General features: G+C 45.6%; 9 protein-coding genes. 1 reads left to right on the top strand and 8 read right to left on the bottom strand.

All coding sequences use genetic code 11. The features are described from left to right. Positions 1 to 113: 113 nt before the first annotated feature. On the top strand, positions 114 to 317 hold the full coding sequence (locus NX720_RS17085) for a helix-turn-helix domain-containing protein (RefSeq protein WP_262563613.1): 204 nt from the start codon (positions 114 to 116) through the stop codon (positions 315 to 317). A gap of 135 nt (positions 318 to 452) precedes the next feature. On the opposite strand, the gene NX720_RS17080 is transcribed toward NX720_RS17085, so the two are convergent. From NX720_RS17080 to NX720_RS17045, 8 genes are all read right to left on the bottom strand, one after another. Then, the gene (locus NX720_RS17080; RefSeq protein ID WP_262596162.1) at positions 453 to 1814 is read right to left on the bottom strand and encodes an McrC family protein; all 1362 of its coding nucleotides are present in this window, start codon (positions 1812 to 1814) and stop codon (positions 453 to 455) included. Next, positions 1814 to 4432: an AAA family ATPase gene (locus NX720_RS17075; protein ID WP_262596160.1), complete on the bottom strand. Its 2619-nt coding sequence runs from the start codon at positions 4430 to 4432 to the stop codon at positions 1814 to 1816. Before NX720_RS17075 ends, NX720_RS17080 begins: the two co-directional genes overlap by 1 nt. A gap of 76 nt (positions 4433 to 4508) precedes the next feature. Then, positions 4509 to 7685 (bottom strand): type I restriction endonuclease subunit R, encoded by a 3177-nt coding sequence (locus NX720_RS17070; RefSeq protein ID WP_262596157.1) that lies wholly within the window; start codon positions 7683 to 7685, stop codon positions 4509 to 4511. A gap of 31 nt (positions 7686 to 7716) precedes the next feature. Then, entirely contained in the window at positions 7717 to 9033 is a 1317-nt protein-coding gene (locus tag NX720_RS17065; RefSeq protein ID WP_262596156.1) for a restriction endonuclease subunit S, read from the bottom strand. After that, complete coding sequence (locus tag NX720_RS17060; protein WP_262596154.1) at positions 9023 to 10603, bottom strand: class I SAM-dependent DNA methyltransferase; 1581 nt, start codon at positions 10601 to 10603, stop codon at positions 9023 to 9025. The genes NX720_RS17065 and NX720_RS17060 overlap by 11 nt, the downstream gene beginning before the upstream one ends. Positions 10604 to 10911: 308 nt before the next feature. After that, positions 10912 to 11109: a hypothetical protein gene (locus tag NX720_RS17055; RefSeq protein ID WP_262596153.1), complete on the bottom strand. Its 198-nt coding sequence runs from the start codon at positions 11107 to 11109 to the stop codon at positions 10912 to 10914. A 35-nt stretch (positions 11110 to 11144) separates the two neighbouring features. Beyond that, positions 11145 to 11669 (bottom strand): hypothetical protein, encoded by a 525-nt coding sequence (locus tag NX720_RS17050; RefSeq protein WP_262596151.1) that lies wholly within the window; start codon positions 11667 to 11669, stop codon positions 11145 to 11147. Positions 11670 to 11845: 176 nt separating this feature from the next. Next, a complete protein-coding gene (locus NX720_RS17045) occupies positions 11846 to 12694 on the bottom strand; it encodes a DUF2628 domain-containing protein (protein ID WP_262596149.1) in 849 nt (282 codons plus the stop codon). Positions 12695 to 12877: the final 183 nt, after the last annotated feature.

The following is a 12877-nucleotide window of genomic DNA, read 5'->3' as shown; positions in this document are numbered from 1 at the left end:
ATCGTTACAAAAGAAGGGGAGCTGCGATCTCAAAAAACAAAAATTTAGGATATATACTATAGACGATTTTTGCTCCTGTTCTGACTATTCCTTACTTTTGTAAGGAATAAATTTTGGATCCAAAGCAGCAGTTCGGACGCAAGCTAAAAGAACTGAGAAAGCAGCAAGGTCTCAGCCAAGAGGAGCTCGCTCACAGAGCTGGCCTACATAATCCGGATATCAGTGAAATAGAGCACGGTCAACGAAATCCTACTCTGATGACAATGCATCGTCTGGCGCAGGCACTGGATGTAGAGATAAAGATTTTTTTCGAATAGAGCCATATTCGACAAGGTTCAGCCGCAATATCGGATTGTTGCCAGCGGCTGTATCTCTTCCGAAAATCAACAATAAAGCCTTTTATATAGCCTCCCGGAAGAGAGGCTTTGGTTCTATTCCTTCGCTACGAAAAATCAGAAGGCTTCTGAAGCGAACTGCTCCGATGAGGCGGCAGGCAGGGTAACGTGCAGCCCTGCAAGGATATCATTGAATATCTCACCTTCATTACCCCCCAAAGAAAGCTCCCCCCGATCAATGTCAAACGGTACAACCCACAGTCGCAGCTCAGCACTTAACTCAAATACAGGCAACGGATCTCTGAAAACCTCGGTAGCTGGATATATCAGAAACATATCTCCACTCCCATTCATGTACTTCTGTCCATACACATACATCTGGTAGAAATCAGCTTCTTTGAGCTGGTACTTGTTATCAGCGTCGCTCTCATTAATAACCTTCCACTTGGTATCAAGCACCTGCTTTTTTTTACCATCCTTCAGTATGAAGTCAGGTTTCAGTTGGAACATTTTCTTTTCAGTCCCGCCCCGAGGCTGGTGTTTGCACAGATATCTACTTGAAGCCTGCGTTTTCAACACCCAGGGGGAGATCAGCTTATCTTTAAGGCAGTGTCCGACATAGTTTTCAAACAGCTTTTCCATCTCAAACAGTAGCGAGATTCCCTCTCTGATCCCTTTCTGCGAAGTAGGATTCATTTTCTGAATGATAAGCTCACACCAAGGGCGAATTGCCTGATAACTGACCATTAGCCGGTTATCCCCCCACGCTTTAAAATCTGACGTGGTGTCCCTGCTTGCAGGAATGGGACTCAGCAGGTGACTTAACTCATTGGCGAGGCGCCAGTTTGCAGACTCATTGACCTGCTTGCGAGCCAGCTCTAGTGCCAGTTTTATCAGCCTGTTTTCAGGTCGGTCAGAGGTAAATATTTCATGCCGGATCTGGAATAAATGATCTCGCCCTGGGGGCTGTCTAAGCTGTGCTCCTGTGTTAAGCCTTCCACGAAGGAATTTACTTTCTTCTTCTATCTCCTTGTAGCTATACCGTATCCCTCGCTTGTATAGCTTATCCAGCTCCATTAAAAACCGTGTATATAACCACTCGGGTAATGGATAACGTAACAGGTTTATCTCTGCGGCTCCCACCTCGATCTTTGGCAGATTCAAACTCACTGAAATCATGCGGAGAAGAGTCTCACGACTTTGCTCCAGTTCATCCTGCCCGGGCGTGCTTTGGAAATGTTTAGGCAATATCTCAATGGAGGTTCCACAAGGACTTTGCAGGAATCCAACAAAGCTATCGAGCTTCAGGGTTTTCGACCCCACCATCCTGATCAGAGCTTTGCCGGATCGTTTAAATTTGTCCTGATGCTCCAATAGCCAGTCAAAACAACTTTGGGGAATATGAGCCCGGCTGAGAGAGCTCTCAACCGGTGCTGTCGTTAACTCTGCATACTCCCTGACAACAACAGAGAGTGGCATCAGTTATGTTCCTTTTCTTCCTTCTCAGTGGTTAAATCTTTTGTGGCCCGTTTCCGGATGGTTTGCCGATAACTCTCAGCCAGCGAGAAAGCCTTCAGGTTAATCCCCCAGCGGCGATCACTGATCTGTTTGCCCACCTTGTCACCAAACAACTCGGTCATTTTTGTATGACCTTGCTGCCAGATGAACTGATATTGCTCAGGCTTCTGATGGTCATTCAATACCCAGTGAATACGCTCCCAGTCTTCAAAGAAGTATTCTTGCAGTAATGGCAGAATTTGCTTTTCAAAGATACGAGCCAGGTTTTCCAGTGTATTGGCACCGCTCTCTTTCAGCGGCAGAAAGTAGCTATGCCCCAGAGTGTGATCACGATCCAGCAACGCTTCAATGCGCTCATTTATTGCACTCAGCAACAATTTGATTGATATTCCTTCAACTTCTATACCGCCAAGAAGAGAGGGCTCAGGCATCATTTCTACAAACTCAAACCGGCGTCGCAAAGCAATATCCAGCTGTGCCAGTGATCTGTCTGCCGTGTTCATAGTGCCGATAACATACAGGTTATCAGGGACACTGAACGCTTCTTTGGAATAGGGTAACGTGGTCGATAGAGCTTCTTCAGCGCCTGCTCGTTTTGTTGGTTCAAGCAAAGTAATCAGTTCACCAAATACGCGAGAGATATTGCCCCGGTTGATTTCATCAATCACCAGGACATAAGGTTTCGATGCTTCGATTTCTATTGTTTTCGTCAGCAGTTGCTTCAGTACGTCCCGTTTAATGGTGCTGGATTTCAACTCATACAGGGACATTTGAGACAGTGCTTTTTTAAACAACTCATCGCTTGGGCGCGAAGGGGTATATACTCTCAGCCACTGAGTATCACGACACTGTCTGTAGGGAATTTCAGAGTCGTCCTCCAGAAAACGATAATCGCCAGTTATCTCACCAATGGCACGGAATTTCTGGTTACCATCAGAGACGATAATGAGATCGCCCGATTGAATCACATTCTTAAAGGTGTTGATAGCCGAAGATGGAAAATTGACTTCATCTTCATTCCATCCCGATTCAAGCAGCTTCTGGCGAACTCTATCTCTCGTGGCACAGTCACTGAAATCAATGTCATCGCCCCAGCCTAGAAGTGAATAACCGTTTTCAATGCAATCCTCATAAATATTTTCATCCCCTTCCAGAGTATTACCAAGAGAGATTTTCCATATACGACGACTGTCTATATTGTCAATGTCACCATCTGAGGTTGTGGCTTTTGAGGTCGCCAGGGCGCATATTCTCTTGAATATACCGTCTTCAATGCTGTACTCAACAGAGCCATCTTTGGTTTCTGCTTTTATCCCTTCAATAAAGTCTTCATAACTGAAGCTCTGATGGAAGGTGACAAAACTGATGCGTCCCTCGTTAAGCAGCTCGTCATACCTGCTACGGATGCCTGCATAGTCTTCGTTTACAAGAGCTTCGTGATGAGGGTCAAGAATTTCGATAGCCTTGATAGCAGTGTGATGGGTTTTGCCGGTTCCGGGAGGTCCGAAGAGGATTTGATTTAGGGGAGTGGTAATTATCATATCATTCGTTTGGCAGTTGAGATCGGCTGGAGGTAAGTCTAGTTGTTCCGTGGCTTTGTTTAGCTCGTACCAGTTACAAAGGGCATCCAACTCTTCCTGTGAACGGATAGTCAGCACATAAACAGGGTTGCCTACCATTAAGCTTTTTGCGTGTTGTTTTAAATGATGATTACGAGATTTGCCTGCTGCGTAAGACTGCTTAAGGAAGAAACCGTATTCTGGGTCTGGCAGGCTATCGACAAAGATATTTACAGATTTCGTTTTAGGGTCGAAAGCTAACTCTCGCCCATCAGTTGTCGAAAAGGCAACAATATGCTTGGTGGAACGACGGGTATTCGGAAAACGTTCATCTAAGTATTCGATGGCTACCTGCGATGTAAAAGGGGTTCCCTGATTTTCTACCCAAGCCTGATATGAAAGAACATAAAAATGTTCCTCATGGTCAGTTTTTATATTCCCCAATAATCTTCTGTAATCCTCCCATACCGAAGGGTTGCTGTAATCTTGTGCAGAGAGCCATGGTTTGGTTTGAGCATTGATTGGCAAAAACTGTTCAGGAAAGCAGTAAAACAAACATTGAGTCAGTTTTGCAAAGCCGACCCCCTTTATTGAAAGCACTCTATCAAATATGGCATCCGTAATTCTGTCTTCAGCCGCAGCTTCAAACAGATCCCACAATGCTGGTATATCGCTATCCTTACGCTTGAAGCTATAAGGAAATAGCCAGACGTTCTGGGCATTTATTGATGGAACCCCAGAGTAATCGGAAGGTGAGTCTGAAAGAATACCCATAAGCGACAATATTTTACTAAGTACTTGTTGTCGTTTGCCCTGTCCATATTTCATAAACATGGCAAAGAAGGTAAAGGGGTCTATGACCTGCAAAGGAAACTGCTCGCCCTTTTCATTCTGATCATTGAGAGCAGCTGAAACACCTGCTTCCCGTAACCACTCTACAAGCTGGGTCTGGTTTTCACGATAGCCTCTTAGTTTACCGGTTATTTCCTTAAATACAGGAACCCATTGATACTCTCCCATCTATCTACTCCATCCGGGGAAAATTAATGGGCTCAGAATAGTTACACTGAAAAGCCTTCTGAGCCGCTTGAAACACTCACAACCGATTCTTCTTAAAATTCTCCGCCTGCTCAAATATCTCCTTATACACCTCATCCCGACTTACCGGCGGATACCCGAATTTCGCCAGCAGCAGGATCAAATCCACCTTCAGCGAAGCCTTGATATCATCCCGGTTATTCCAGTCCGGAAAACGGGCTTTGTCGTCTACCACTTCCTTCACAGCCTGCGACAGTTCAACCAGCTTATCTTCGGGATAAGAGAAGTCATACTTCACCGCCAGCGACATCAGAATGTCGTAGAAGGCTTTCTCTTCATAGCTGATACCCATGCCGTCAAAAGACGACATTTCCCGTTTAAGGTCTGCCATCAGGTTGATGATTTCATCCGAGAACTCTTCCAGCACCTCGCTCACCAAAACATCTTCTTCCTTGCGCTCGTTGTAGCGATTCACCAGCGACTGAAACTTCTGGGTAAACTCAATGCCTTTCGCCCGGTTGGTTTCCTTAAAGCCTTCAATGGCCTTGGCCAGCATCTTCTGCAACAGCTGGATTTTGGTGTGAGGCAGCTTGATCTTGTCGATCTTGGCAAGATAGTCCTCATCGAAAATATCAATTTCTGCTGCTCCATCCTCTCCAAGACGGAAGATTTCCTCCACACCATCGCTCTGAATCGCCTGGGCAATCAGATCCCGAACCCTGGCGTTCATCTGGGCCGTATCCGGTGCTTCGCCCCTAGTCAGCTTAAAGACAATGGAACGCACCGCCAGATAAAAATGAATCCGGTCTCGTTCATCCCCGGTTAACAGCTCACTGCCACAACACACGTCATAAGCTGCTTTCAGACGCTTCACCAGTGCCATAAAGCGTTTTTCCAACGTGCCAAACTTCAGCACAAACTCGGCGGCATTGTTCAGACAGCTTAACTGCTCTACGGGGTGTCCAGAGAAATAAGACGACGCATCGAACTTATGAAACATCTGCCGCAACAGGTCGAGATGGTCTTTCACCACAATCACCGACTGCTGAATATCCTCAAAATTCGCCTCATCCGCTTTCGAGAACTGTGCCAGCGCCTGATTCATCTGGCTCTTGATGCCGATGTAATCCACCACCAGTCCCTTGTCCTTGCCGGAGAACTTGCGGTTCACCCGGGAAATGGTCTGGATCAGGTTATGTTTCTGGATCGGCTTATCAATATAAATCGTATCGAGGAACGGCACGTCAAAGCCGGTCAGCCACATATCCACCACAATGGCGATTTTGAAGTTGGACTTCTCGTTTTTAAACTGGCGATCCAGCTCCTTGCGATATTCCTTATTGCCCAGCAGATCATACAGTTCCTTCTCGTCGTCCTTGCCACGGGTCATCACCATCTTCACCCGTTCCATGGGCTTAATCTTTTTCCGTTCTTTCTCTGAAAGCTCAACACCTTCTTCGCATTCCAGCACCTCAAACCATTGAGGGCGCAGCGTGCGAAGCTCCTTATAAAACGCCCAGGCTACCTTGCGTTCGCTGGACACAAACATCGCCTTGCCCTTCACCGTGGAACCCTCGGAAAGCCGGTTCTCGTAATGGGCGACAAAATCCCTTGCCAATGCCCGAATCCGGTCAGGATCACCCAGAATTGAGCCCATACTGGCTACCGCCTTCTTGCTCTGTTCAATCTGGTATTCGCTGGCACCTGCTTCGGCGCAGTCCTGATAATATTTCTCTATCTCCTCCAGCTTGCGGTTATCGAGAATCACCTTAGCGGCACGGCCTTCATAGACAATACGAACGGTAATCTCATCCTTCACCGACTCGCTCATGGTGTAGCTGTCTACTACCTCACCGAACACGTCCAGCGTCGCATCAATGGGCGTGCCGGTGAAGCCTACATAAGTGGCGTTCGGCAGCGACTGATGCAGATGGTAAGCAAAGCCATAAGACTTTTTCACGCCGTCTTCGGTAATGGACACCTTCTGGTCAAGGTTAACCTGGCTGCGGTGGGCTTCATCGGAAATGCAGATCACATTATCCCGTTCCGTCAGCAGCTCGGTATCTTCCGTAAACTTGTGAATGGTGGTGAGGAACACCCCGCCACTGTTACGACCTTTCAACAGTGTCCGCAACTGCTCCCGGCTTTCCACCGAGACAATGGTTTCGTCGCCCATATAGGTTTTGGCATTGGTCATCTGTTTCGACAGCTGGTCATCCAGATCGGTACGGTCGGTAATCAACACAATGGTCGGGCTTTCAAGGGCGAGGCTTTTCATCAGCCGACGGGCAAGGAACTGCATGGTAAAACTCTTGCCGCAGCCGGTGGCACCAAAATAGGTGCCGCCCTTACCATCGCCTTCCGGCTTTTTGTGTAAAAGAATATGGTCGTACAGCTTGTTCACCGCATAAAACTGCGGGTAACGGCAGACAATTTTTACCTCCCGCCCTCCATGAGAAGTGGCTTTGTCAGGGAAATAAATAAAGTGTCGCATCACCTGCCGCAACCGCTGCTTGTCGAACAGACCGTTCAACATTGTATACAGCGAATCAATGCCATCCTTTTCTATAGACTCATCCCCGGTCACCTTGCGCCAGGCATAGAAGAACTCATAGTCTGCAAACAGGCTGCCCATTTTGTTATTCACGCCATCGCTGATCACGCACAGGGCGTTGTAAACAAACAGCTGGGGAATATCCCGGCGATAGCGGGTGGTGAGCTGCACATAAGCATGGTGAATATTGGCTTCATCTTCCTTAATGGCACTCTTGAACTCGAACACCACCAGAGGCAGACCGTTGACGTATAAAATGGCATCGGGAATCCGGTGGGTTTCCCGGCCTTCAATCTTCAGCTGGTTTACCAGTTTGTAGATGTTTTGGTCAGAGGTGGAAAAGTCGAGAAGCTGGATATACAGGTCTTTCTGCTTGGGGTCTTCCCGCTTTAACAGAAAACCATCCGACAGCCATTCACAAAACTGCTTATTGCTGTCGTACAGATCACTGGCAGGCAGCATCTCCAGCTGACGGATCACCGTATCAATTTCAGCCTCAGTAATACCATCAGCTTTGTACTGCTCACCCAGAAACGCCCGCAGGTCATTCTCAATCAACACCGCTTCCTGAGCCCGATTCGTCTGTTCCGTCAGTGCCACACCTGACACATAAGGGTAACCCTGTTGCTCCAACAGCTGGATAATGGCAGCTTCCAGCTGGGCTTCATCAAACTTTTTCATTCCTCTTCCTTGCTCCTAACGAGCGGGCTCCTTATGCGACAGCGGCTTCAGTTTGTTGTTGGGCTTCGGGGATGCGGAGTTGCCCTGAGATCAACTTGGGCAGTAAGGTATCACGGAGTTTTGCCAAAGTTTCAGAAGCATGGTTGTTATGTCGGATTTTTTTAAAATGGCCAGCAACAAGCTTCTGATACTCACTAACTACAGGTTTAGCTGGAACTAACAGTCTCATATTGTGAATGTGGTTTCTATTCAGCGTTGGAACTGCCGAGCCTGAATTGTATTGGTCTAACCCAAGTGTCTTTAGCAAGTGATATGCATGATACGGATTGGAATTTTTGTACTCTTTAATCCATAAAGTTGTGTTAAGTGGCCAGAAGTTGTCATGCACAAACATGACTTCACCGAGCTTGCCGCTTCGACCTGTAACAACCCCTGGTCCTTCTACCTTGTGCTCTGAGTGTGTTCCATCTTGTCCGCTGGCAACAATTAGAGGGAACTGCCCCGGTGTTCTTTTGCTTTTTGGTAAGTCAAAGCCACGCTGCAAAACCAACATGTCTTCCAAGCAGCCAATTTCCCACCCCTCCGGAATCCAACCCATCTCAGCATCAAACACAAAGGATGCGGGAAACAGCTGGCGGATAGCTTCCGACAGTGGTGCAGGCGCATCATCACTGGCTTGCAAAGCCTGGCGCTGTTCGGCACGCTTTTGCAGAGGTTCGGGTATTGCGTTGCCCGCCGCCAGTGCGTTATCGATCACCGGATCAAAATCCACAAACCAGCTTTTAAACAGGGCTTGCGCCATGTTTTCGAGGGTTTGGTTAGTTTGGCGGTTGTGCTCGATCTTTTGACAAAGCTTGTAGTACAACTCGCCTGCAAACTTTTGATGATCCATATCGATGGGTATATCAAAATACAGGTTGGCAAAATCCCCCTTCTTAAAATGAGGGATCATTGTTCCAACATGCATATTTAGGATGCTTGCCTGAGTTTTTGGTGACCTTAATAAAGCAAAAAGAAACTTTGGATCAATTTTTTTCTCATCGGCCCTGATTGCAACCATATCTTGAGCTATGCAATAAGGGACAGGGTCTTGAACCCAAGCTATCCGACCGGGAGAGCCTTTACAAACAAAAATAATATCACCCGGTTCTGGATGCCCCCGAAACCACGTGTCGTAAGTTTCTTGTGAAACGAACCTTACTTTTTCATACACTGCATATAGGGCGTCATTTTTTATGCAGTTCGTAGCAATTAAAGGAATACCTTCTTCTTGAGTAGGGCATGTCTTTCCCCTGTTATCCACAATATTCGATAAAAGCTCTTTAAACGAGTAACGCTTAAACTCCATAGCCTAACACCTCCAGATTCTGCCGAATCACAGCATCCAGCTTATCCGCATCCTGCATCTGTTGGTAAAGGGTCTGGCTCAGTTCCTTCATCTTTGTTTCAAAGGGAATACCATCGTCTTCTATCTCGGCAGCACCCACATAGCGCCCCGGTGTCAGCACATAGTCGTTGGCTTTAATCTCTTCCAGCGTTGCCGCCTTGCAGAAACCGGCTTTATCCTCATACTCGCCAGCGTCTTTCTCTCCACGCCATGCATGATAAGTACGGGCAATTTCGGCAATATCCTCAGCGGTCAGCTCTTTATTGGTGCGGCTGACCATGGAACCCATCTGGCGGGCATCAATAAACAGGGTTTCCTCTTCACGGCTTTTATAACCGTGCTCGGTATCTGTTTTTTTGTTCTTGGTCAGGAACCACAGGCACACCGGAATCTGGGTGGTGTAGAACAGCTGTCCCGGCAGGGCGATCATGCAATCCACCAGATCGTTTTCAATAATCTTCTGACGAATATCCCCTTCTGTATTGGTAATGGTACTCATGGAACCGTTCGCCAGCACAAAACCGGCGGTGCCGTTGTCCGACAGCTTGGAGATCATGTGCATGATCCAGGCGTAGTTGGCGTTGCCGGTGGGTGGGGTTTCATAACCGTCCCAGCGTGAATCGTCGCTGAGTTCGCTGGCCTGCCGCCACTGCTTCTGGTTAAACGGTGGATTCGCCATAATAAAGTCGGCTTTTAAATCCGGGTGCTGGTCTTTAAAGAAGGTGTCGCCCGCCACATCGCCCAGGTTCGCCGCAATGCCCCGAATCGCCAGGTTCATTTTCGCCAGCTTGTAGGTGGTGCTGGTGTATTCCTGCCCGTAGATGGAAATATCCTTGCGGTTACCCTTATGGCTGTCCACAAACTTGATGGACTGCACAAACATACCGCCGGAACCGCAGCAGGGGTCGTAAATCTTGCCTTTGTACGGCTCAATCATTTCCGCAATCAGCGTCACCACTGACTTCGGCGTATAGAACTCGCCCCCACCCTTGCCTTCACTGGCAGCAAACTTGCCGAGGAAGTATTCATAGACACGACCGACCAGGTCTTCTTCGGTCATATGGCATTCATTCGCCATGGTCTCGATATTGTTGATGGTATCAATCAGCGCCGACAGCTTGGAGCCATCCAGCCCCAGACGGGAGAAGTAGTTATCCGGCAATGCGCCTGCCAGCTGTGGGTTGTTCTTCTCAATATCGTGCAGGGCGGTATCAATCTTCACCGCAATGTCGTTCTGCTTGGCGTGTTTCAGCACAAACGACCAGCGACTTTCTTCCGGCAGGTAGAAGACGTTCTCCATAGTGTAGAAGTCCACCATATCCACAAAGTCAGCGCCGTATTCGTTCCCGATCACAGCCCTGCGATCTTCAAACTTGTCACTGATGAATTTCAGGAAGATCAGGCTTAAGACAATGTGCTTGTATTCGGAGGATTCAACGCTGCCACGGAGTTTGTTGGCGGAGTCCCAGAGGGTTTCTTCGAAGCCTTTCTTTGATGAAGGGGAGGCTTTTTTTGCAGGTTTTTTAGCCATGTTTGAGGTACTGCTAAATTTGAAATTGCCGTCATGGTATGTGGGGGTTAACAGCCGCGTCAATACTGATTCATCACTGTCTTCGGATATCTGAATTTATACTTTATTTGTCGTGTTTTATGGTTCGCTATGAATATCTCTCCTGACACAGGGGGACGTTTCCCTGAAAGACTTGTGGATCAGGTTTCACCATCCTTGGTGAATCGCCGGGTGGGGACCTGCAAGCCGTGATGATTTGGGGGCTGGAGGTTAGAAACCTCCAGCTACCCGATTTATGCGTCGTACTCATTTCTGATTAATGAGTGGGGTTATAAATATTTAGCTATTACAAAAAACAATACAATAAGAATCAACGAATAAGGTAGTGTAAAGAAAACTACTACACCAATTCCAAGCAATACCCAAGCTCCTAGAAACCACTCATACTGTTTTGGAGTCATAGACAATAAAAGATAAAGGATACCAGCACAAAAAATAAGAAAACCTATAAATTCTATTGGTGACATGCTGGACCTCCTTCATTGTCATTCTCGTTATTGATTTATTGAATTTTGGCAGTGCCTATCCATACTTTATGTTTAGTTTCTTTTGATAAAACTCCGTTCTGTATTAATCCTTTAAGCAAAGCAACTCTCGTATGTCCTTCAACTAAATGATATTTTAATCCTATTGAATACACAGAATTATCAAACACTATTGGGGATGTTAGCCAAGTATTATATTGACTCCAAAATTCTCTTATTTCTTGTCTGGTATCTATGCAATCCCACCCTCTAGTTTTAAATGATTCAGGTCTTTTTAACACACCTTCAAACCATGGTGAAAATTCATGATAGTAACTGATTCTTAGTAACTCTTCAGCCTGAAGCTCTTGAAGTTCCCAAGTTATTTCAGAAATATCAATTTCTTTGTATTGACTTTGGAAGTCGAAGTTACGTCCGTGTTCATGGTAAAGTTGCTGCAATACATCTTCAGGAGTTTTCGTTAATTTACTTTCCAAATAAATTTTATCAATACAGCCTGTATCTTGGTTATATGGTATATCCATTAAATCATGAAATTTCAAAAAAAATCCTCAACAGAAGCAATGTATTTAATTAATACCAACGTATAATTTAATCAATTCTGTCTTAATAATCAATTTTTTAGATTAACTCGCAGACGCATAACGCCAAGTTCAGCCGCGCACCGAAGGCGCTTCGGGTGGAGGGGCGAAGCCCCGGAACGAACTCAAACTTTTTGTTAGCTTCGTTCTTTCTTTTTTGGAGGGTTTATCAGTTTTATATAAAGCAAATAGCAAACAACTAATAAAAGTGGTGGGGTTACTATAAATTTAATAAGATTCTTCTTATCTTCACTGCTAAACCAGCCTTCATACGGATCAAATACCAGAATATAAGCACCAACAAATATCATCCATATTAATGGGCTTAAAATGATAAATCTAGAAAATGAGTTACCACGCCAAAATATTTGCTTACCTTTATCTGATGTTTTAGCGATAAACTCTGAAACTAGCACATCATATCTTGTACAAGCTAAACCAATAAATATTGGCGCAGCAAGCCAAAACAGACCTTTAGGAACAGCTTTGAATTCAAGCACGTAATATAAAAAACCAAAAAGTAGGCACTCTAGGATTATGACGAAAAATGCAGAAATAAAAAATATAGCGACCTTCCCTAAAGTAATCCCTTTTATATTTTCCTTCAAAGCATTGTTCTGATTATATTCTACTGAACTTGAATTTTTCTCATTTTCGATTCGTTCTATTGCTTCCTCAGCACTTTCAGAAGGTATAGCTTTAACAAGTTGGTAATTATTCCTTTCTAACTTCTTTTCTCTCCATTTATTCCCTTTGACACCAGCTAAAATGGCTAAAAATATAAGCAGTACATACTGTATCACAGGGTTGTAGTCAGCTACCGCTACTGATAGTAAAATTGAGGTGATAAAAAATAATACAGCATAAAACCAAAGCTGTTTATAAAGAAACCATACTGAGTTGAAAACAAAACCAGGCCATGAAAACCCTACTTTCACGGCTTCATAGCCATATTCATCATGTTTATAAATTTTGAATGTTTTCATGCAGACCTTCCATGTCTATGCATATTATATTTGATGATAACTTATCGGCATCTTACGAGAAATTTTTTATTCTATCAGAGCATTTTATGGGGTCCATCATAGACAGCCGAATCTCGGACTCAGGCAAGAGAATAGAGATGACAGCTACCAGCTATTGAATCCTGTGAAGGTCAATACTTTCTG

Source organism: Endozoicomonas euniceicola, from assembly GCF_025562755.1.
Taxonomy (GTDB): domain Bacteria; phylum Pseudomonadota; class Gammaproteobacteria; order Pseudomonadales; family Endozoicomonadaceae; genus Endozoicomonas_A; species Endozoicomonas_A euniceicola.
Note: the sequence above shows the minus strand (reverse complement) of the source record. Positions and strands in the feature narration are given on the sequence as shown.

Bases quoted from the DNA above. Each gene is read 5' to 3' on its own strand.
- NX720_RS17065 (WP_262596156.1), bottom strand. From the start codon at position 9,033: ATGGAGTTTAAGCGTTACTCGTTTAAAGAGCTTTTATCGAATATTGTG.
- NX720_RS17045 (WP_262596149.1), bottom strand. From the start codon at position 12,694: ATGAAAACATTCAAAATTTATAAACATGATGAATATGGCTATGAAGCC.
- NX720_RS17060 (WP_262596154.1), bottom strand. From the start codon at position 10,603: ATGGCTAAAAAACCTGCAAAAAAAGCCTCCCCTTCATCAAAGAAAGGC.
- NX720_RS17055 (WP_262596153.1), bottom strand. From the start codon at position 11,109: ATGTCACCAATAGAATTTATAGGTTTTCTTATTTTTTGTGCTGGTATC.
- NX720_RS17075 (WP_262596160.1), bottom strand. From the start codon at position 4,432: ATGGGAGAGTATCAATGGGTTCCTGTATTTAAGGAAATAACCGGTAAA.
- NX720_RS17070 (WP_262596157.1), bottom strand. From the start codon at position 7,685: ATGAAAAAGTTTGATGAAGCCCAGCTGGAAGCTGCCATTATCCAGCTG.
- NX720_RS17080 (WP_262596162.1), bottom strand. From the start codon at position 1,814: ATGCCACTCTCTGTTGTTGTCAGGGAGTATGCAGAGTTAACGACAGCA.